The 22,679-nt window shown below is 43.4% G+C and carries 17 protein-coding genes; 12 read left to right on the forward strand and 5 right to left on the reverse strand.

Features of this window, described 5'->3' with window-relative positions:
* Positions 1 to 95: 95 nt before the first annotated feature.
* On the forward strand, positions 96 to 2,450 hold the full coding sequence (locus ACP26M_RS17165; RefSeq protein WP_426581751.1) for a gliding motility-associated C-terminal domain-containing protein: 2,355 nt from the start codon (positions 96 to 98) through the stop codon (positions 2,448 to 2,450).
* Here the strand turns inward: ACP26M_RS17165 and ACP26M_RS17170 are convergent.
* A complete protein-coding gene (locus tag ACP26M_RS17170; protein WP_176622280.1) occupies positions 2,433 to 3,164 on the reverse strand; it encodes a pyridoxine 5'-phosphate synthase in 732 nt (243 codons plus the stop codon). The genes ACP26M_RS17165 and ACP26M_RS17170 overlap by 18 nt on opposite strands.
* A gap of 55 nt (positions 3,165 to 3,219) precedes the next feature.
* Between ACP26M_RS17170 and ACP26M_RS17175 the strand changes: the two genes are divergently transcribed.
* Both ACP26M_RS17175 and ACP26M_RS17180 read left to right on the forward strand, forming a co-directional pair.
* Positions 3,220 to 3,543: a hypothetical protein gene (locus ACP26M_RS17175; protein WP_426581754.1), complete on the forward strand. Its 324-nt coding sequence runs from the start codon at positions 3,220 to 3,222 to the stop codon at positions 3,541 to 3,543.
* Between the two features lie 193 nt (positions 3,544 to 3,736).
* A complete protein-coding gene (locus ACP26M_RS17180; protein WP_426581756.1) occupies positions 3,737 to 4,738 on the forward strand; it encodes a polysaccharide deacetylase family protein in 1,002 nt (333 codons plus the stop codon).
* Positions 4,739 to 5,121: 383 nt separating this feature from the next.
* Here the strand turns inward: ACP26M_RS17180 and ACP26M_RS17185 are convergent, their stop codons facing one another.
* Entirely contained in the window at positions 5,122 to 6,033 is a 912-nt protein-coding gene (locus ACP26M_RS17185) for a serine hydrolase (RefSeq protein ID WP_426581758.1), read from the reverse strand.
* Between the two features lie 86 nt (positions 6,034 to 6,119).
* On the opposite strand from ACP26M_RS17185, the gene ACP26M_RS17190 reads away from it, so the two are divergent.
* From ACP26M_RS17190 to ACP26M_RS17205, 4 genes are all read left to right on the forward strand, one after another.
* Positions 6,120 to 6,575, forward strand: coding sequence for a hypothetical protein (locus ACP26M_RS17190; RefSeq protein WP_426581760.1), 456 nt, complete (start codon positions 6,120 to 6,122; stop codon positions 6,573 to 6,575).
* 169 nt (positions 6,576 to 6,744) lie between these two features.
* Entirely contained in the window at positions 6,745 to 7,788 is a 1,044-nt protein-coding gene (lpxK, locus tag ACP26M_RS17195) for a tetraacyldisaccharide 4'-kinase (protein WP_426581762.1), read from the forward strand.
* Positions 7,772 to 8,587, forward strand: coding sequence for a purine-nucleoside phosphorylase (locus ACP26M_RS17200; protein WP_090534201.1), 816 nt, complete (start codon positions 7,772 to 7,774; stop codon positions 8,585 to 8,587). The genes lpxK and ACP26M_RS17200 overlap by 17 nt, the downstream gene beginning before the upstream one ends.
* The gene (locus ACP26M_RS17205) at positions 8,587 to 10,686 is read left to right on the forward strand and encodes a putative porin (RefSeq protein WP_426581764.1); all 2,100 of its coding nucleotides are present in this window, start codon (positions 8,587 to 8,589) and stop codon (positions 10,684 to 10,686) included. The genes ACP26M_RS17200 and ACP26M_RS17205 overlap by 1 nt, the downstream gene beginning before the upstream one ends.
* A 103-nt stretch (positions 10,687 to 10,789) precedes the next feature.
* Here ACP26M_RS17205 and ACP26M_RS17210 read toward each other — a convergent pair whose 3' ends face one another.
* A complete protein-coding gene (locus tag ACP26M_RS17210) occupies positions 10,790 to 11,347 on the reverse strand; it encodes an REP-associated tyrosine transposase (RefSeq protein WP_426581766.1) in 558 nt (185 codons plus the stop codon).
* A 108-nt stretch (positions 11,348 to 11,455) separates the two neighbouring features.
* Complete coding sequence (locus tag ACP26M_RS17215) at positions 11,456 to 11,824, reverse strand: glyoxalase superfamily protein (RefSeq protein WP_426581768.1); 369 nt, start codon at positions 11,822 to 11,824, stop codon at positions 11,456 to 11,458.
* Between the two features lie 228 nt (positions 11,825 to 12,052).
* Here ACP26M_RS17215 and ACP26M_RS17220 point away from each other — a divergent pair, with 228 nt between their 5' ends.
* The 5 genes from ACP26M_RS17220 to ACP26M_RS17240 all read left to right on the forward strand — a co-directional run bounded on the left by ACP26M_RS17220 (position 12,053) and on the right by ACP26M_RS17240 (position 20,649).
* A complete protein-coding gene (locus tag ACP26M_RS17220) occupies positions 12,053 to 13,087 on the forward strand; it encodes a sensor histidine kinase (RefSeq protein WP_426581770.1) in 1,035 nt (344 codons plus the stop codon).
* The gene (locus ACP26M_RS17225; protein WP_426581772.1) at positions 13,087 to 13,788 is read left to right on the forward strand and encodes a LytR/AlgR family response regulator transcription factor; all 702 of its coding nucleotides are present in this window, start codon (positions 13,087 to 13,089) and stop codon (positions 13,786 to 13,788) included. The genes ACP26M_RS17220 and ACP26M_RS17225 overlap by 1 nt, the downstream gene beginning before the upstream one ends.
* A gap of 401 nt (positions 13,789 to 14,189) precedes the next feature.
* A complete protein-coding gene (locus ACP26M_RS17230; protein ID WP_426581774.1) occupies positions 14,190 to 16,991 on the forward strand; it encodes a TonB-dependent receptor in 2,802 nt (933 codons plus the stop codon).
* On the forward strand, positions 16,982 to 17,788 hold the full coding sequence (locus ACP26M_RS17235) for a DUF4249 family protein (protein ID WP_426581776.1): 807 nt from the start codon (positions 16,982 to 16,984) through the stop codon (positions 17,786 to 17,788). The genes ACP26M_RS17230 and ACP26M_RS17235 overlap by 10 nt, the downstream gene beginning before the upstream one ends.
* Positions 17,789 to 18,138: 350 nt before the next feature.
* Positions 18,139 to 20,649, forward strand: a complete 2,511-nt coding sequence (locus ACP26M_RS17240) for a TonB-dependent receptor domain-containing protein (protein WP_426581778.1) — start codon at positions 18,139 to 18,141, stop codon at positions 20,647 to 20,649.
* A 193-nt stretch (positions 20,650 to 20,842) separates the two neighbouring features.
* Here the strand turns inward: ACP26M_RS17240 and ACP26M_RS17245 are convergent, their stop codons facing one another.
* Positions 20,843 to 22,651 (reverse strand): MutS-related protein, encoded by a 1,809-nt coding sequence (locus ACP26M_RS17245; protein ID WP_426581780.1) that lies wholly within the window; start codon positions 22,649 to 22,651, stop codon positions 20,843 to 20,845.
* Positions 22,652 to 22,679 lie beyond the last annotated feature (28 nt).

A 22,679-nucleotide genomic window follows, 5' to 3' on the forward strand; every position in this document is an offset into this window, starting at 1 on the left:
ATCGTAACTTACTGGCAGGCAATATCAACCAATACTAACACCAGTTTATTGCCCAAATCAATTTATAAACTAACATTCCAGATTGTGTTGCCGCCATGAAACACAAGTTGTTTCTGTTCACGCTATTTTTATTGCTGACCTGTTTAAATGCAGAGGCCACGGTATTTACCGTTACGAGTAATGCCGATACAGGAACAGGCACACTGCGTGAGGCCCTTACTAATGCAGCCGCTAACGGCACAATTCAGCAGGATATTATTAATTTTAACCTGCCGGGCAGCGTGACCATCACACTTTTTACGCAGCTCCCCGAGGTTACCTCTAATTTAATTATCGACGGCAGCACACAGCCAACACCCAAACTCGGCAGAAGTGACGCCAGGGTTTATATCATACCTGATGTTAGCTATACTTTTCCGGGGACTAAGGCAGCAGCCCTGTTGATGACCGAAGTTACCAATGTGGAAATATATGGCTTATGCATAAAAGGCTACAGCAGCAAACTCACAAACTTTAACGGCAACCTTCTCTTCACTGCTATATCGGCTTACGATTGTACCAATATTACCATAGGCGCACCGGATAAAGGAAATGTTTTTTGCGATAACATCTACGGTGTGTATTGCGGCACCAACTCACTAACGGACTCAAAGAATAATGATAACATCAATATCCAATCAAATTTTATTGGTTATGATGAATCGGGAACAAATGTTGTTGAATTAGGGTATGCGCTTGATATAACCGCCGATAACTCATTAGTGGGTGGCCCTACCTCCAAAGAAAGAAACTATTTTGCTACCGCGATAGCCTTAAACGGAACTGATAATAAGTTTATCAACAACTCACTTTCACTTGATGTGAACGGTCAGGATAACCGCGGAAACGCTTCAATTCTTTTACACTTCCAGGGAAGCAACGTGCAGGTAACCGACAATGACTTCTGTGTTACAACGTTTCAGTTTGTATCAGTAAATGGCTTTTACTTTCTGCGCAATAAACAAAGCAATATACCTGGAAATTCGGGGATGTCGTTATTTAAATGCCACAATGCTTTTATAGGCGATGATAATGATAACGACATTAATATTTTCAGTAATGATGGCGGCGCATTCTATGCGGTCGAATCAACCAATATTACTATCGCCAAAAACAGTATTTCCTGCAATACAAACCCTTACCTTATATCAAACGGAACAGCGATTCCCAACATAAATGTAATTGTAAACAGTGCCGCCGAATTTTCAGGAACGGCATCGCCCGGAGCCGCAATTTATATTTATAATGATAATACTGATTGCCAGGTTTGCAATCCGGTACAATACCTCACTACCATTATTGCAGATGCAACAGGTAACTGGAAGTTTACCGGCGATTTTCATAATAAAAAACTGGTGGCCAACGCTACACTTAATAACAGTTCGTCCGAATATACCCAACCGGTCATTTCGACATCGGCGGCCGATTATGTGAAGGTTAATCCAACTTGTTTTAAAAACAACGGATCAATCACCCTGCAAAATTTAAAGAATGTTATTGGTATCGACTGGTATAATGATCAAAACCAGTTAGTTCAATCCGGCGGCCCTAAACTTAAAAATGTGGGTGTTGGCACTTATTATGCTAAATGTTACAACGGCAATTGTTTTGCCCAATCTATCCCTATAACCTTAACCAGTTCAAATCCCGGCATTGATGATTCAGGGCTTCAAAAAGTGAGTGCTTCCTGCGATGCGGCCAATGGCAGCATCAGTAATTTAAAGCTTATCAATACAAACGGTGGTACACCACCATTAAGGTGGACAAATGAAGCCGGAGATGTAATACGCAACACACTGGATATCGACGGGCTTCCCGGCGGAACATATACGCTAACCATAGATCCGGACGGCTGCGCTGTGCCCTATCACATTACCCTGCTTAACCAGGAGCTTGTTATCGATCCGCCCATAATAAGCAGCTTTCAATTGTGCGGTCCGGGCGAAACAATAATACCAGTAAAAAACCCGGTAGCAACGTCAACCTACAGGCTTTATGATAGTGAAACCAGTACTACTCCGCTTGATGAGGAACCCAATGGCAAATTTAAAGTGAACGTTACCGCCAACCGGAGTTATTATATAAGCCGTTTTAGCAACGCTTGTGAAAGCACCCGCACAAAGGTTGATGTAAGTGTAGGCCTTTCAAACCTTAATATCGCCAATACAATTACGCCCAATAACGATGGTATAAACGATTACTGGCAAATAGTCGGCATGGAGAACTATCCGGCGGCAACCGTAAAAATATTTAACCGGTATGGCAAAAATATTTTTAACTCCATAGGATACGCCCGCCCGTTTAACGGCACCTATAATGGCAAACCATTACCTACGGGCAGCTATTATTATATCATTAACCTAAGCTCGGGCTGTGGCTTATTATCGGGCAGCTTAAGCATTATCCGTTAACGATAATTGCCTCAGGTACATTTGGATAGTGTTTTCCAGGCCATAGTACAAGGCATCACTTACCAGGGCATGACCAATGCTTACTTCGAGCAGGCCAGGTATATTTTCTGCAAAATATTTCAGGTTATGTAAATCCAGATCGTGACCGGCATTAAGGCCTAATCCCGCCTGTTGCGCAACTTTTGCGGCCTCGATATAAGGAGCAATAGCAAGTTCTTTCCCCTGCGGAAAATGAGTAGCATAGCCTTCGGTATAAAGTTCTACACGGTCAGTACCGGTTTTGGCGGCGCCCTCAACCATTGCAGGTATTGGATCAACAAAAATAGATACCCGGATGCCGGCTTCTTTAAATACCGCTATCATATCTTTTAAATAATGATAGTTGGTGATGGTATCCCAGCCATGATTTGAAGTGATCTGCCCTAATACATCAGGTACCAGGGTAACCTGCTCTGGCTTATTGGCCAGCACCAGGTCGATAAATTTTTGTTCCTGGCAATTACCTTCAATATTAAACTCGGTAGTAACAATTTTCTTAAGCTCAAACACATCGTTATAACGGATGTGGCGCTCATCGGGCCGGGGGTGCACCGTGATTCCCTGCGCGCCAAAACGTTCACAGTCTTTAGCAACCTGGATCAGGTCGGGATTATTGCCGCCCCGCGAATTACGAAGGGTGGCTATTTTGTTGATGTTGACAGATAGACGGGTCATACTTCAAAGTTATAGATCATTTAGATAAGTTGGCAGATATATTTAACTTTAAACCATGAAGCCTAAACAAATCATTATCGAACTGGGCGTACTGATAATACTGTATTTATTTATTGCATTTGGTATACGCTTTTTGCTGGGTATTTTTTGGGGAAATTCAAGTTTCGACATAGCGCTACATGACACCTATTTCACACTTCCATTCAACTGGATAGATTTTACTTTATTTCCGTTTCTATTGCTTACAGCTATCGTTTATTTGATCCGGTCATTAACCAGTCGTTTTAAAAAGCAACACATAAATATTATCCTGATAATAAGCAATTTGTCTTTAATAATTTCAACTTTTAATATTTACAAAACAGTTCTGTTTTTTTAACAGCATACAACTCATACCGGGGATGGATGGACAGTTTATCCTCCCCTTTCTGCGCTTGACCGACAACAACCGGGGCCACTGCCTTCAGAACGCTTGCATTTCGATCATTATGTACTGACTTTTATTATCATTTTTATGCTGATATTAGTTGTCAGTACCTTTGTTGCCGGCAAAAACTGGGATGCAAAACCTCATGAACAAAACATTCACTAATTTAATATTCGCGCTATTTTGCACTTCTACCATTTTTATTGAGCAAACATCAGCGCAAACCATCTACCGTAAAATCGGGAACTACAAGGTTTACTATGGCTGGGCGCATAATTATCCGCAAGACTGGATGATCCTTCGCCGCTTTGATAATGAAGGGCGCAATTACCTGTTGATGGTGAACCCGCAAACTCTGGAAACCAAAATAAACGAAAGCAGCTTTTATCAGATCAAACCCATGACGATGGAGCAGGCGGGTGAGTTTTTTAAAAGTACACCTTATCAAAAGGCGCTCAGTAAAGCCGAAAAACAATCTGTCAACATTCAGGACGCAGGCATCGAAAGCGGCATCCCCAAACAAACCGGCATCAGCCTTACTGCCGACCTATGCCCATCGCACCGCCCGTTGGATAAACGCATTTTTACCGACATTTTCACTGAATTTAAAAAAGTAGAACGACCAGTACCAATAGCGCTTTCCATAACCGGCATCTGGATGCGCCAGCACCCGCAGGACCTGGCCTGGCTAAAACAAATGCAGGCCAACCGTGAGATCTACATTACCTGGATCAATCATTCCTTCAATCACCGGGTTAGCCCGAAAGCTCCGCTTAAAGAAAACTTTTTACTTGAACCAGGAACAGATATTAGTTATGAAGTACTGGAAACGGAACAAGCCTTGCTGCGTAATGGCCTGTTGCCGTCGGTGTTTTTCAGGTTTCCCGGCCTGGTATCTGATCAGCAGTTAGTATACCAAATCACTAACTTCGGCTTGATCCCGGTTGGCACCGATGCATGGCTCGCGAAAGGCCAACAGCCTCAAAATGGCAGCATTGTATTGATACATGGAAACGGCAATGAACCTGTGGGCGTTAACGATTTCATTAAACTACTGCAGTCAAAAACACGATCAATTGCCGGTAAGCAATGGTTACTTTATGATTTACGCGAAAGTGTGGATGAAGAGTTTAGTGAAGCGCCGTGAGGGAAGCTGGCAATGCACAGTGGCAGTTACCAGGTGCAAATACGCAGACTTACGAAGTTTAGTTTTTTGAGTATGATACCCTAAAATAAAAGCCCCATAGCACTCGCTGCATGGGGCTTTAAACCTAAACCTTATCACAAATCCGGGTTTGGATACCCGTAATTGAATTGTAAATATAAACATGATTTTTAATAATTGTATGGGGTTTGTTACAATTTAATTCTTTTGCACCATATAACATCCATTTATATAAATCTCATATTTTTTTCACCTTAATTTAACAGTATATTCACAATAGAGGCCTGCATCTATCTATCCGGATACGGAAAGCATATGTTTCCCAAGATTCACGCTACGGGAAGCAGCAATGACCTTTTAATTATCTACTCATTCAACATAAACTTGTCAATCCCGTATGCCGGTTGCCACTTATCTCCAGGTTCAAAATAATGCCAAAGCAGCGCCGATACTTTTTTGATCAGCAATCCGGCTTCATTGTCGGGTGTCCAACTGGTATCTTTGTTATGATTAGTAATGATAGAAAACACATAATCTCCATGCGGGGCATTCACCAGCACGGTTTCTGACCTTGATTCATCAACCGCTCCCTGTTTGGAAATGGTATGTATATAAGGCGGAATTTGCGACAACGCGTGCTCATCCCAGTAAATGCGGCCCATGTTACGGTACATCCGCTCGCTGGCTGCCGGACTTACCGCCTTACCTTCGCGGATCATGGTGAACAGGCGGCACATTTCGCGCGGGGTACTTACTCCCCAACCATAGATACTGCGGATAGCTTCCCTGCCCGGCACACGTGAATTTACCCGCATTACCTTAAAGCCATTTTGATTAAGCCAGTTGTTAATATAATCGCCGCCCACCAGCTTTTGCAGCCACAAGCTTGCGGTATTATCGCTCATGGTGATCATGAGCATAGCCACCTTGCTCAGCTGCACTGTGTCTTTATCTTTGAACGAGCCCAGCAAATCCTCACCGGCATAAAGCAATGAATCGCGGTAAATTAATTTTTGATTATACTTTAGCTCACCTTTTTCTATCTTATCCATCACCCCGCATTGAATGCTCGCTTTAATCATACTGGCTGTAGGGAACAGCGTATCTGCATTGATCTCCGCCGTTTTGCCGTTTTTCAAATTATGTACATAGATGCCAACCTGGCCCTGAAAATCTTTGACAGCTTCATTCAATTTAGCGCTGAGTTTACTGTCGGTTTGTGCAAATGCCGGTGCAGCTAACAATGTTAACAACAGTAAGGTAAGTTTATGTTTCATGTGATGGCGATCTAAAAAAATGAAAATACAAATTTTAATATAACAGACAATCACTCCTTTATATTTGCTAAAACATCCGTTAGCCCATGAACCAGTTTGTTGATATTACCAACCGCAAAGTGCTGTACCGCTTAATGCTTAATCTTCAGCCCGAAGCAGCGCCACTTTGGGGCAAAATGAAACCGCAGCAAATGATCGAACACCTTATTGACCAGGTTCAGTATACTAACGGTGTAAAAATACCAGCCTGGGATGGCCCGGATGATAATACAGCGGCACGTAAACACTCCGCCGTTTATACCGATGCCGAAATACCCCGTAATATCTTTTTGGAAGAATTGGCTGATACCTTAATCTACCCTAATTTGGAAACTGCTATTAATCAGCTAATGAAAGAACTTGACACTTTCGACAGGTATTTCAATACCCCCGATGTTAAAGTGATCCACGGCGCCTTCGGCCCTATGGATTATTATGAGTGGATCATATGGCACGGAAAGCATTTTACGCATCATTTGAAGCAGTTTGGGGTGATAGACTGATAGTAAATCGGCATCAAATATTAACTTTGTTGTTCTTCAGAAATTTAAAAGAAGAAAGACGTCGTTGCGAGGTACGAAGCAATCCCAAACTATACAGAGGGGCTTGCACTGCTGACCTGCACATCGGGGATTGCTTCGTACCTCGCAATGACGGCCCGCAAAATCATTTATGAAATTCCTCCGCTGGCTTTTAATCCCGTTTTCGCTGATCTATGCCCTGGTTACGGCTATTCGCAACTGGTGTTATGACCGGGGAATTTTCAAAAGCACTGGTTTTGACATACCGCTGATCGTAGTCGGCAACCTGGATGTTGGCGGTGCCGGCAAAAGCCCTATGACCGAATATTTGATCAGGCTGTTGAAGGGTAATTATAAAATTGCCACGCTTAGCCGGGGCTACGGTCGTATTACCAAAGGTTTTTTGCTGGCATCTGGCGAAAGTAAAGCCTCGGATATCGGTGACGAACCTGCGCAGTTCAAACATAAATTCCCGGATCTTGATGTTGCCGTTTGCGAAAAACGGGTTGATGGCGTTGAGCAGTTAAAAGACGATCATGATCTTATTATTTTGGATGATGCCTACCAGCACCGTGCGCTTGAACCTGGCATGAGCATTTTGCTTTTTGATTACGGCCGTGTTAACGAACCTCATTTCCTGCTCCCGGCGGGTAACCTGCGCGAGCCATTCGACGGGCGTAAAAGGGCGGATGTCATCATCATCAGTAAATGTCCGGCTTCACTTACCGATCTGGAACAAGGTCGCGTGATTAAACGGGTCAAACCGTATCCGCACCAGTCGCTATTTTTTACCACCATAAACTATCTGCCGGCCCAAACTATCTATGGCGCCCCGGTTACAAGTGCCATCGACGATCAAACCGCGGTTTTCCTCCTTACGGGAATAGCTAATCCAAAACCCTTATTGGCACATCTAAAAAAGCAAACACCACTGGTTGTTCATCATAATTATCCCGACCATCACCGTTTTAGCTTAAAAAATATCAGTAAACTTGCCGATGAATTTTCGGCCTGTGCATCACAAAAAAAAGTGATCATCACAACAGAAAAGGATGCGCAGCGTTTAGGGGAACAGGACCTGCTTCCGATGGTTAAAAAACTGCCCATTTTGGTGCTGCCCATAGGCATTAGTTTTTTAAATAACGAGCAACAACAATTTGACGAATTAGTACAAACATATGTTAGACAATATTGAAGGCACTGCCCGGTATATCAAAAACCGGATAGGCGATTTTGAACCCGAAGTGGGTATAATTTTAGGTACCGGCCTTGGCGGCCTGGTAAAAGAAATTGAAGTTGAAAAACAACTCATGTACTCCAACATTCCTGATTTCCCTATCTCAACATTAGAGTTCCATTCGGGCAAGCTGATTTTTGGTACCCTTGCAGGTGTTAAAGTTGTGGCCATGCAGGGCCGTTTGCATTATTACGAAGGCTACAATATGCAGCAGATCACCTTCCCGGTTAGGGTGATGAAATACCTGGGCATCAAAACGCTGTACGTATCAAACGCCAGCGGCTCGCTTAACCCCGATTTTAAAAAGGGCGACCTGATGATCATTGAAGATCATATTAACTTGCAGCCTCAAAACCCGCTGGTTGGCCGCAATTATGAAGAGCTTGGCCCGCGGTTTCCGGATATGAGCGAACCTTATCGCCATGATATGATCGAAAAGGGTTTAGCCATCGCTCAAAAAAATAACATCACCTGCCATAAAGGGGTATATGTAGCCGTAACCGGCCCTAACCTGGAAACCCGTGCCGAATACAAATACCTGCGTATCATTGGCGGCGATGCCGTTGGTATGAGCACCGTACCCGAAGTAATTGTTGCTAACCACATGGGGATCCCGACGTTTGCTATTTCGGTATTAACAGATGAAGGCTTCCCGGAAGTGCTTAAGCCCATAACATTGGAGGAGATTATTGCTATTGCGCAGGAAGCCGAACCCAAAATGACCCTGATACTTAAAGAACTGATAGCCGGTAATTAATGCGCCAAAAGCTCAAATATATTTTTTTATTGCTGATGTGCCTGTCGGTACAGGCTGCTTTTGCGCAGTATGGAAACCGCACTAACCCGCGTAACCTGCCTACGCGTGATACCGCGCGCCGTCAGGAAAAACAAATGACCGACGATCAACTCCTGGACAGCTTAAGGCGTAAGGAAGAAAACAAAAAGGATTCGGTAGTTTTTAGCTCCAAATTTATCCGTGTTACCAACGAGCGTTTGCTGAATGATAGTACGCAGCTCTTCCCGATTGACACTGGTATCACCAACTTTGAGATTTATAGCCCGCTCATTGATCCGCGCAGTCCCCGCATTCATTTAGGTAATATTGGTTTGTCACAACGGCCTTTGCTTTTTGAACCCAGCAGGACCATAGGCTTTGACCTGGGCTTGCATGCGCTTGATATTTACGCTTTAAAGCCTCAGGATATTAATTATTATAACACGCGTGTACCTTATACCAAGCTTACATTATATAATGCCTTTGGCGGCTCGGCCATTCAGTTGTTCAATATCGTTCATACGCAAAATATAAAACCCAACTGGAATATTGGTTTTAACCTTAATTTCAACGGATCAAGGGGTTTCTACAACTTTAACAACGTGCTGGGCCAAAACGTGAGCGATTTGAATGCTTCTATTTTTACGTGGTACGAATCAAAAAGCAAACGGTATAACCTGCTGGCCAACCTTTTGTTCAACAACCTTAAAGCCCCCGAAACCGGCAGCATTCTCAACGATTCGGTATTTACCAGTACCAATGTAAATAACGCCTTTTCAAAAGACAGGGCAGCAGTACGTTTACCGTATAGTTATGAAAATTGGAATGATAAGGGCCTTTACATTAAGCAGTTTTATTATTTAGGCCGGATAGATAGTTTGAATAAGGGGAAGGACAATTCAAAGATCCTGCCTACCCAACGGGTATCGCATACCCTTCATGTATCAAACAGCAGGTACCTGTATAAGCAAAGCGGTGTAGATACCTATAATGTATTCCCCGATTATTATTACAGCAATAACCGGTCAAGGGATTCAACAGTCGTCACGCATATTCAAAATGAGTTTTCATATAGCTTTTATCTGCGAAGTAAATCGGTAAAATTTGTAAAGAACGAACTTAAGCTTGACTTAGGGCTTGTGCATGATTTTTATTCGTACAACCAATATGTTAGCGATACCACCCTTAACCAGTATGGCGCAAAATATATTCATCAGGATAAAGTACAGCACAATACTTTCCAGGACATTACGCTGAAAGCTAAATTGGGCTACCGTTTCAGCGATCGTATAGCCCTTGATGCCGATTTCAGGCAAATTGCGCAGGGCCGCGACTTTGGCAATTATTTGTATGATGCCAAACTTACCCTGGCTGGCGGCAAAAAAACCGGCAAGATCATTTTAGAAGCCTATTCACAAAACAGCTCGCCTCCGCTGGTTTATAATAACTGGGTCTCCAATCATTATATTTTTCATAATGATTTCAGTAATCAAAAAACTACCAGCGCATCGTTTAATTACATTAACAATGCCCTGCAAATTGATTTAAAAGCCGAATACTTTTTGATCAGCAATTACCTGTATTTTACAGCGCAGGATGGCGGTACCGATGCGCGCCCGGCTCAGCTTAACAACTCTATCAACCTGTTAAAAGTAAGTTTGGGTAAAAACTTCACTTACCGGAGCCTGCATTTTGATAACTATGTAGTATATCAAAAAACCGACTATCAGAATACGCTTCGTACCCCGGAAGTATATGCTTACAGCAGCTTATATGTTAACAGGGTTTTGCTTAATGTACTGCATGCCAGTATGGGTATAAATGGAAGGTATAATACAGAATATGTTGCCCCCTCTTATGCCACGGGATTGGGCCAGTTTTATAACGGCGCGAACGTAACGTTTTCATCATACCCTATATTTGGCGTATTTTTCAAAGCAACCTTGCAGCGTACCAACCTGTTTGTTGCTTATGATTACATCAACCAGCGTGCCTGGAGTAAAGGCTATTACACGGTTAACCGTTACCCACAACAGGATGCTATCCTGAAGTTTGGCGTTTCGTGGACGTTTTATAATTAATAAAGATCATCCGATACTAAAAAGCATTTTCTGGCGCCTTTTCTGGCGCAAGTCTTGTGTGGCTGGCATGAGGGTGGATGACTTGTGCCTTCTGGAACTAATATCAATATGCCACCTCAACTTCCAACAAAACCCCTCCCTTTTCTTCATAATTAGCGGCGCTACTATAAACATATGCTGAAGGTTCGTTAACCCACCCTGCTTTAACAGGATTTTGGTGAATGTAATTCAACTTTTGATCAAACATATTTGAGTGTGGCTCAATTTCTATCGGATGATTTTCTTGTTGCCATAACTGATAATGGGTATTATTTGTATTTGCTTTTCCTGTGTCAGCAAAGAGTTTAAGCATCCAGAGTTTTCGGCTTTCTGCCGGGTTTTCTATAATTTCCCTGATAATCTTAACAGATGAAAACTTTTTCATATCCCGCATAATGGCTGATAGACTTTGATCCCCTTTTTTGCCTATGAGCAAATGAACATGATTGCTCATAATAACAAACCCATAAATAATTAAACCTTTTTCCTTTATACAATAACGAAAACTATCAAGTAAGATATCAGGATAAATGTTTCTTGTAAAAACATCGACCCAATGAACAACGGCGAAAGTCACGAAGTATATCCCCTCCGGATTAGCGAATTTGTATTTAGTACTCACGCACTGAAAATAGTTAAATACAATTATAAAAGTATAAAGAAAGCACAAGTGAGCGCCCCCTCCAGCCAACCACACAACACTTGCGCTAAAACGGAAGAATCAACAGGCTTACCTCTTCAACTCCTCACTAAAGGTTAACCTGTTACCAAATGGGTCGTGAACCGTCATCATAATAGCCTTGTCATTCCATTCGGGCACTTCCAAACCAGGACGGTTATATTTATATTTTTTGGCGATGAGGTGGGCGTGGTAATCCCTTAGCTCACTAAAGTCATCGATCGCTATGTGGCTGCCGGGACTGGCATCGCCATGGTGTTCGGAGAGGTAAAGCACTACATCGCGCAGGGAAATTTGGATATATACCGGCACACCTTCGGGTTTGTGTTCCCAATCGGTTTTAAAGCCAAGCCAGTTGATATAAAATTCAATGGCTTTATCATAATCAAAAATTCGGAGGATGGGTTTTGTTATTGACATAGGTAATTAGTTATTAAACAAATTTAACGGAAAATGCCACCTTTTTTATACAGCGAAACCGCTTGTTTTCAATTAGCTGCCTTCAAATGTTAATAGATGTTAAATATGCCTTGTGCAGCACCTGAAATTGGGTTTCCATACAACAGATACCGTACTTTCGTCGGCACATTTTGCCCCATCGTCTATTACATTGAGTGCGGGTTTAAAATGAGGCTACCTTAGCATGATATGTTTACACGGATAAAGCCGGCGCTGATTATCGAAATTTGTATCCACCTGTTATTTTGGGCATTGATCATTTTTACGCCCATCATTTCCAGGCCGGATATGCGCGGTTTTCCGCAGCCTGCTTTTTCACCGGGACACATTATCAGTTTTAACCTGGTGCTCGCGGCCGAATTTTATCTGAACGCTTTTTTCCTTATTCCCAGGATCTTAAAAAATAATATCTGGCTTTACTTTTTTGCCTTGCTTGCCTCCTTTGTGGTGTTCAATGTAATACTAATGGAAGTACGGCATTATTTCCCTGTGCCTCATTTTCCCTGGATGGGGCAGCACCGTCGCCCTCCGGGGCCGTTCCTGGTTATTTTCCCCTTATTATCGGTTACCGCCGGCAGCTTTGCCTATCATTACCTGGCCGATCAATTTAAGGCTATCAACAAAAAAAAGGATATTGATAATGCTTCGCTGATCTCTGAACTGGCTTTTTTACGCTCACAAATCAGTCCGCATTTTATTTTTAATGTAATTAACAGTGCGGTGGCGCTTTCGCGTTTAAACCCTTCGGCAGTTGAGCCTACACTCATTCAGCTTTCCAAATTGCTCAGGTATATGCTGTATGTAACCGATGCCGAAAAAGTTATGCCTTGCCAAAAGGAAGACTACCTCCGCAGCTATATCGAACTTCAACAGCTCCGGTTCCGCGACCAGGTAAAGGTCAGTTTTAGCTCGGATATTAAAGCTCCTGAAAAAAGCATTGAACCCATGCTGCTGATCCCCTTTGTGGAAAATGCTTTTAAGCATGGCACGGGCGATATTGAGTCGCCGGCTATAGCCATCACACTTTTTACCGATGAAAAAAACCTGCGTTTCAGCGTACAAAACGTGTACAACCCAACCGAAGAGAGTAAAGATAATGCCTCGGGTATCGGTCTTGCCAATGTTAAACGCCGGCTTGAGCTGTTATATCCCGGCAAACACAACCTATATATCAACAAAAACGAGCATGCTTATATAGTTATGCTGCAACTGGAACTTAAATGATGCGATGTTTAATAATTGACGATGAGCCGCTTGCGCTCGACTTGCTGGAAGATAACCTGAAACATGTAAATACCATACAGGTAGTAGCCCGGTGCCGTAACGCGGGTGAGGCGATCATTGCCATGCAAAAAGAACAGATAGACCTTATCTTCAGCGATATATACATGCCCGGCATCAATGGTTTACAACTCATCAGGAGTTTGACACAGAAGCCCATGGTGATATTTGTAACCGCTTATGAAAAATTTGCGGTGGAAGGCTTTGAACTTGATGTGGTTGACTACCTGGTTAAGCCTGTACCCTTAGACCGCTTTTTGAAAGCCTGTCATAAAGCGCTCGATTTGTATGAACTTCGTCGCAGCTACGTACCTCAGCCTATCACTAAAAACTATTTCTTTCTGCATGCCGATTATAACCTCGTTAAGATCAGTTTTGACCAGGTTGAATACATTGAAGGCCTTAAAGATTATATTAAAGTACACCTCATCAATCAGCAAAAACCGGTGTTGTCCCGCATCAGCCTCAAAGCTATTGAACTGCAATTACCGCCCGACCAGTTTTTCCGGGTACATAAATCATACCTCGTTAACCTCGATCATGTATCCCAAATGCGCCGTGCCCGCATCAAACTCATCAATACCGAGATACCTTTAAGCGACGGTTATCGCGATGTGATCAACAGGATGATTGGGAAGGTGTAACGTATTCCCCTAATCATCTTGGTTCTGTTTTTGAGGTCTTTGCCTTCAGACAAGGTTAAAAATATGTCATTGCGAGGAACGACATGGGTTTTAGCGCCGGGTGCGACGTGGCAATCTCGTAGACCTACCGATCAGATATTCATTGGCTACGAGATTGCCGCACTGCGCTCGCAATGACATTTTTCTCAGACAATTTCCAATCAACATATGCAACCACCCGCCATTGCCTCTAACTAATATTCTTTTTCCAACCTGCAACTACCACTAACAACTGCTACTAAGCAAAAAAGCCCTACCACACATCCGGGCATCTGGTCTACAGAAAACATCCTATGGTCGATTTTATTTGAGGCGCTTCAAAACATGGTGCATTTTCGGCATCGAAGAAAATATACCCCTACATGAAGAAATTTTCCCTAATGTTAATAAGCTCCCTGGTTTTGTGCGGTACGGTGGCTCATAGTCAGCAAACGCAGCAAAAACTTAAAAAGATTGTGGTTAACCATTTTTTTTCGTGCCCGCTTGATGAGCTCTTTGATACACTGGCCATGAACTATAAAGTCCGCATAGTATTTGAACGGGAGCCTTTACATGAAATGGACGTTGTGGAGCACTTTTTTGAAGAACCGCTTAAAAATGTCATTGCCAAGGTTTGTAATGAAAACAACCTGCATTACTGGATAGAATCAACCGGCACCATCTACATCCTTCAAAATACCGACGACCTGGCGCGGCTGCAAAAGCTCAATAAGTTGTCATTGCAGGCAGCCAATGCGGTAAAAGCTAAAGAAATTGAGTTGCCCAAAGCCAAACCCAAACATTTTTTGGTGAGTATTAACGGGCGGGTAATTGATCAGCAAACAGGCGAGTCGCTGCCATCGGCTACGGTTAAGATTAGGGGTACCGATCTTAACGTAATGACCAATGCCGACGGTTATTTTACCATGTTCAGGGTACCATCAGATACATCGGTAGTGGAGGTCTCCTATACAGGTTATCAAACCGATTATTTCAGGCTGAGCAGCGAAAAGCTGAATTCGCCGCTGATCTGTGGGTTATACTCATCGCTCAACAGTTTAAATGAGGTTACCATTACCGGCAAAAAAAGTGGTGTTATGAATACCGATAGCAGGCAGGTTGGCGTGTTACAGCTTTCGCCTGCCAATTTGGATAAGCTGCCAACTATGGGCGATAAGGACGTACTGCGGGCATTTCAGCTGATGCCCGGTGTAAGCGGTACCAACGAATCGTCATCAGGTGCTTATGTACGTGGCGGTACCCCCGACCAGAATTTGGTTGTGCTTGACGGCTTTACCATTTACCAGGTTGATCACCTGTATGGCTTTTTCAGTGCTTTCAATGCCAGTGCCATTAAGGATGTGCAATTATACAAAGGCGGCTTTACGGCCAAATATGGCGGCAGGCTTTCGAGCGTTACCGAACTCAACGGCAAGGAGGGTAACAAGAACGAAACTAATATTGGTACCGATTTGAGTTTGCTGAGCGCCAGCGGTTACCTGGAAACGCCGCTTTCTGATAAATCGACCTTGCTGTTAGCGGTAAGGCGCTCATACCAGGGGCCGTTTTATAACAAGATCTTTAACCAGTTTAATCAAACATCAACCACGCAGGGCGGCGGTCCGGGTGGTGGTGGCCGGGGCGGATTTGGTGGTGGCGGTTTCGCCAACCAGATTACCCCAAGCTCCTACTTTTATGATTTTGATGCCAAATACACGTACAGTATCAGTCAAAAAGATAAGGTATCATGGACTTTGTACACAGGTACCGATAAAACAGATAACAGCAGGGAACTGGGCCTGCCATCGTTCCTGTCGTCGGGCAGCAGCGGTATCAACATAACCGATTATACCAAATACGGAAACCTGGGCAGCAGTATCAAATGGTTCAGGCAATGGAATAAAAAGCTATATTCAAACAACTATATTACCTATTCATCCTATTTTAATGATAGGAACAGGAGCACTTCGGGCTTTGCACAGATTGATACCAATGGCATTTCACATACGCTGAGCAATGGCACGCTCGAAACCAACAACCTGAAGGATGTAAGCTATAAATCTGAATGGGAATGGACAGCAAGCAACAAATACAAATTACTTTTCGGCGGTTTTGCATCCTACAAAAAAATAGATTATGAGTATACCCAAAACGATACCGGCAAACTCATCAACCAGCATAACAATGCCATGTTAGCGGGTTTCTACACCGAGCTGGCTATCGACCCAAACAATAAATTTCATATTCAGCCTGGTTTACGGGCCAGTTATTTCGGCCCTACATCCAAACCGTACTTTGAGCCCCGGCTGTCGGCAAGTTATAGCCTTACCGATAAATTTACCATAAAAGGCGCAACCGGGCAGTTTTACCAGTTTGAAAACCAGGTGATCCGCGAGGATATACTGGCCGGGAACCGTAATTTCTGGGTACTATCAAACAACAGCAATATCCCCGTTGGCAGGTCAAGACATTTCATATTGGGCACCAGCTACGAAACAGACGAGCTTTTATTCAGCGTTGAAGGATACTACAAAACATTGAGCGGCCTTACCCAGTACACTGTAAGGCAAACACAGCCTGCGGGCGGCGGCTTCAGGATAGAGGCTAACCAAAATCAAACGCAAACCGTTACCGAAAACTTTTATGAGGGAACTGGTCGTGCCAAAGGCGTTGAATTTTTGGTGCAGAAAAAAATGGGGCGTTATACCGGGTGGATCAGCTATACCCTTGCCCAGGCCCAGAATAAATTCTCGGCTTTTGGAACCGATTATTATGCTGCCGACCAGGATGTGCGCCATGAATTTAAATCCATCAACATGTACCATTACGAGCGCTGGAATTTTGCTGCCACTTTCCTGTTCAGTACCGGACATCCTTACACTGCCCCCCTATCCAGCTATACCATTAAAACCGTTGACGGCAACAGCATCACTTACCTCAACATCAGCGATAAAAATGCCGAACGTTTGCCGGCTTATCACCGGCTGGACATGTCAGTGTCATATGACCTGCTGAAGATAGACGGGCATAAAATAGGCTCCATAGGCTTGTCGCTGTTTAACGTTTACAATCATACCAACACCTGGTACCGCGAATACCAAATGCAGAACAACCAGGTTATTACCACCGACGTTAACTACCTCGGCTTTACCCCTAACGTTACATTAAGCTTAAGATGGAAATAAAAACATACATACGATTTTTTGCACTGATAGCCGGCTGCCTGATGATGGCATCGGCCTGCAAAAAAAACTCTTCTGATACGGATGCGGTGAACAAACCTGTTGTTGAAGCATACCTGGTTGCCGGCCAACCGCTTTCAGTAAAAGTTTATCAGCAAAAAGACCTGACGGATACTGCTACTTATGGATCAGGTATTACCGGGCTGGCAATTAATGTAAGCAATGGTACGCAGACCGTAAAACTTACCGAAGGAACAAACGGAACTTACACTTACAGCGATGCCTGGTTCGTAACTGCCGGTAAAACTTATTCCATGCAGTTTACCTATAACAATGTGGTTGTGAGCGCGTCAACAGTGATGCCGGGCAAACCAGTTGGATTTAAACTAACCGACAGTGTATTCCATGAGCCTAATACGCTTGATCAGGCTTATAACGATAAGGTGCGCGCCACCATTACCTGGACCAACCCCGATTCGTTGCAGCATATGCTGCTTTTCAAAAACACCGATAGTAATCCTTTTGAGATCATAGCGGTAAGGAACAACAGGAACCCAAGTTTCGAAATCAATACCGAACGTGCCTCTACATACAGCATAACGCAAACCACTTTCAAATACTACGGGGTTTATAAAGTAATATTGCTAAGGGTAAACGACGAATACATTAATATATTAACCAGCAATACCCGGGGCAGCTCACAAAACCTGGTAAATACCCCAACCAATATTGTTAACGGGCTTGGTATTTTTACCGCAATGCAGGCCGATACCTTGAATTTGAGGGTAACGACAGAGTAAAATCTGATAATTGGTATTGAATCATCTATTGGCGCAAGTTTCCCCGGTCCGGGCTGACTTGCGCTTTTCCTAAAAAACGGCGCTGAATCCAGATTTACGAAGTTTCAAAACTTTGTAAATCTTCCCTGGTGTCGTCATTAATCTCCCCTAAGTTTTATCACTCGTAATTGACATGGTTTATATATTGTCGCCTCGTCGCAAATCCCCCTTTTAATCCCCCCATTGTAAAATCCCCGGTTACATCATAATAGTGTAACTTATACATTACAAATGCACTATTTGTAAAAAAATAAAAATTCAGCATGTAACATTTAAAGTATTTTCGCCTCCAATTACCAAAATAATACTAAATGAAACGTTTTTACATACTTATTGCATTATTCTGCTTCGCGTTATCGGCTCAAGCCCAGTTTGGTGTGGGCGGCGGCGGACCTACAACAACAGGAAGAATATCAGGCACTATCATTGATTCGCTAACCAAAAAACCAATGGACTACGCCTCGGTTGGTTTATATCGCAGCGGAGGCAAATCGCCAATTACCGGTGTTGTAACCGATGAAAAAGGTAACTTTAAATTGGACAATATAAAGCCGGGCGTATATAAGCTGGCTATCTCTTTTATAGGTTACCCAACTAAATATATTGATCAGGTAACCACTACCCCATCAAAACCAGATGCTAAGCTTGGTCAGGTACTGTTGGCCCCAAGCTCACACGCGCTTAAAGAAGTTTCCGTAGTTGGCCAGGCCGCATTAATCGAAAACAAGATCGATAAGATAGTTTATAACGCGGAGAAAGATCTTACTGCCGCTGGCGGCAACGCTACCGATGTGTTACAGAAAGTGCCTTTGGTTGCTGTCGACTTAAATGGTAACGTATCCATCCGCGGCGACCAGAACGTACGCGTATTGATCAATGGCAAGCCATCCGGTGCTACATCGGCAAGTTTATCGGATGTGTTGAAAACCATCCCTGCCGACCAGATCAAGAGTATCGAAGTGGTAACTTCGCCATCGGCAAAATATGATGCAGAAGGTTCGGCCGGTATCCTGAACATCATTACCAAGCAAAAAAATGTTTCGGGTATCAGCGGTTCAATCAGCGGTGGTGTTGGTACACGTCAAAACAACGGCAACGCCAATATCAACTATAACCACAACAGGTTTAGCTTATCGGCAAACGCCGGTGGTAACGCAACATGGCCTCAAACCTCGCTTACCTCAAGCGATCAGAATTTTAATTACAATGACCCTACCAAACACTATGAGCAAACATCTACCGGAACCAGCCGTGTTAAACGTCATGGTGTAATAGGTTCTGTTTCGGCTGGCTATGATTTTAACGCGTACAACAACTTACGTACTTCTATCCGTTTAAATCAGGGTGGTTTTGATCCGCATTCGCTGTCAACCACAAATCAAACTTATTATTTTGATCACACCAAAGACCAGTCTTACACTTCTGATGGTCGCGGTCACAATAGTTTTGGTGGCTTTGACTGGAACATTGATTACACCCACAAATTTAAAAAAGAAGGTCATGAATTGGACCTGTCTGCACAATGGAGCCATAGCAAAATTGTTACCGATTATACTAACTTGTATTCGGCGGTGTTTGATTCCCTTCAAAACAATATTAACGGTAAAAACAACGAGTATACCATACAAGCCGACTATACTTTACCTGTAAGCAAACTGCTTAAGCTGGAAGCCGGCGGCAAAAACATCATCAGGAGGATAAAAAGTATTTCGGATTATTTTGTACCGGACGGAAACGGCGGTTTTGTATTCAGCGATCCAAACTCAAACAGGTATAATTATAACCAAACAGTTTGGGCCGGTTATACCGTATTAACTTTCTCTCTGCCTAAAGGCTACTCCATCATGACAGGCGCAAGGCTTGAAAATACGGATATTCACGGCGAGCCAATCAATAGTGCTCAAAATCTTAGCCCTTTTGACCAAAACTATAATACGTTTATACCAAGCTTAACTTTTCAAAAGGCACTTACACCTACTCAAACTATCAAATTATCATATAGCAAGCGTATAACACGCCCAAGCTTACAGTTTTTGAACCCGTTTGTTAACAGAAGTAATATTACAGCGCAAACAGTTGGTAACCCCGACTTAGCGCCCGAAATATCGCAAACAGTTGAATTGGGTTACAACACATTCATAAAATCGTCTGTGATCAACCTGTCTGCTTATTATAAGCATACATCAGGCTTAATTGAAGGTATAGTTGAAAACCTGCCACCTAATGGTGATCAGAATGCTACTTTAACTACCTATCAAAACATTGGTGTAAATAACTCATATGGCGCAAGCTTTTTTGGTTCGGTAACCCCATTCAAGATCCTGACCATACGCGGACAAATCAACGCTTACACCTATAAGCCAACCGCTATCGACCAGTTTACGCATCAACAAACACAAACCAATACTTATGTGCAGTACAACGCATTTTTAAGTGCTCAGCTTACACTGCCAAACAACTTTATAGCTGAGGCATTTGCTGTTGAAAATTCGGCACGCCGCACCATTCAGGGCTCAAATCCATCGTTCAGCATTATGGGCTTTGGCTTTAAAAAACAGTTTATGCAAAAGAAACTTGCATTGGGTATTAATGCCATTGAGCCATTCAATACTTACAAAAACTTTAACACCGACATAAAAACGCCAACATTTACACAAAGCAGCAAATTCGCGTTCCCATTCCGTTCGTTTGGTGTAACGTTTAGCTACAGCTTCGGTAAATTAAGCTTCAGCAACCCTAATCAACAGAAAAAAGGCATCAACAATGATGACATGAAACAAGGCGACCAGGGTGCCGGCGGTTCACCTACAGGAGGCCGATAATATTTAAGAGTCAAGACTGTTAGAGTCAGGATATAAGAAAAAACTAAAGAGCCGGGAGCGTAAATGCTTCCGGCTCTTTAGTTCTTATACGTCATTGCGAGGTACGAAGCAATCCCCAATATGCAGGGGGCTTTGCAAATCAGCCCTGTACAGTTCGCGATTGCTTCGTACCTCGCAATGACGGCGAAGAGAGTTACTCCGCATCCACCTCAATCCCTATCTGCTTAAGCAGCAATGAGGCATTAAAAGTTTTGCATTCACCGTGCTTGATCTTGTAATCAAACAGCATTTCGCCGTTCACTACCTGGATATCAAAATAAAAATTACGTACGTAATCAGTATATTTGGTTTCGAGATGGGCTATCTGCAAATCGTGAGTGGCTACCATACCCACCGCATTTTTGCGGATGAGCTGCTCGATAACCGCTTTTGAGCCGAGGTATTTATCAACCGAATTGGTACCGCGCAGCATTTCATCAATCAGGAAAAACACTTTAGGCTCATTTTCGACCGCGGCCAGCAGCATCTGCAGACGGTCGAGCTCGGCCTTAAAAGTCGAAGTACTTTCATTCAGCGAATCCTTGATCCGCATATAACTGATCATGGTGATCACCGATACCTGCATACTTTGGGCGCAAACAGGTGCACCGCTTAACGCAAGTACCGTATTGATACCTACTGTGCGTAAAAAGGTGCTCTTACCGGCCATGTTTGATCCGGTTATGATATCAACCTTAAAGGTATTATCCAGTTCGTAATCATTTTCGATACGTTTGGCTACATCAATAAGCGGATGGGCAATGGCTTTAGCTGTAAGGGTATAGCCCGGCCTGTCGTCAATAACAGGGAAACTCCAATCCGGGTAGTTTACTACTAAACCGGCCAGGCTCAGGAGTGATTCAAATTCGGCAATGACATCAAAAGCGGCTTCAAGGCTGTCCTGATTTTGACGTTTCCAGTTTTCGATGGCGATGATCTGGCGGATATCCCACAAGAAAAACAGGTTGAGCACAAAGCCGATCAATAGGTTAAGATGATAATTAAGCTTATTGATCAGCTCCCCCAGTTCTTTTATTTTGGCCGATGTCTTGTCTGTTTTTAGCTGTTGCGCCAGGGTGTTGCTATAACCGGCCTGCCATTTCTGATCTTCAATGCACTTAAATACACCGGCGTAATTGGCTAAAGTATCGCCTATTTTACCGGCAATGAGGTCGGCCTTACGAATATAGACCGCTTTAGAAAATACCACACCCATATTAAACAAGCCAATCACGATGGCCGCAAGCTTCGCCGGCGAATAAAAATAAGCGACAACCAACAACGCCGTAAACAAGTAAGGCGCTATTTTGGTATAAGCGGCAAGCCATTTTTCGCCTGGCATATCGAGCGGAATGTGCAGGTATTTGAAAAGGTTTTTAAGCTGGTTCACGTCCTGCTTTATGGCGAAAATGAGCCGTGTTTGCAGATCGAGCTTCCAGCTGTTCTTAGCGGCTATTTCTTTAACGGCTTCCTGTCGTTGTGATACGGTTTGCTTGCTTGCCGGGGCATTGAGCCAACCCGCCAGTTTATTATTACCCGGCGTGGTGGCGGTGCGGTTGATGAGCTGGTATAAGGAGGCATTGCCGTAAATATCCAGGTCGGAAGTGTAAAAGTGTTTGTCGTTAGCGTAGCGTGCGCCATCGTTGTAGATATTGCCATGGGTTTGGATACTGCCTATCTCGTTTTCATTTACCTGTTGCAGGTCGTCATAATACTGTTTCTGCTTTTCAAAAGCGCTTTGGCGCCCTACCAGCCAGGCAAAGGCAAAAACCAGCAATACAAAAGCAATGGCGATGATGCTAAAATTGTCGAAGTGAATGGCAAAGGCTATAGTTACAGCCACCATAGCAAATATGCCGAGCCTCAGCAGCGAATAGGTATTGGCAAGCTTTTTATATTTGGCCGCTTCTGTAGCGGCGAGGCTTGCTCTTTGCGTATAATCGTTTATAATTTTTTGTTCCATTTGCAGATAAATTCAACCAAAATAAACA

The sequence above is a fragment of the Mucilaginibacter sp. R-33 genome (assembly GCF_049949235.1).
Taxonomy (GTDB): Bacteria; Bacteroidota; Bacteroidia; order Sphingobacteriales; family Sphingobacteriaceae; genus Mucilaginibacter.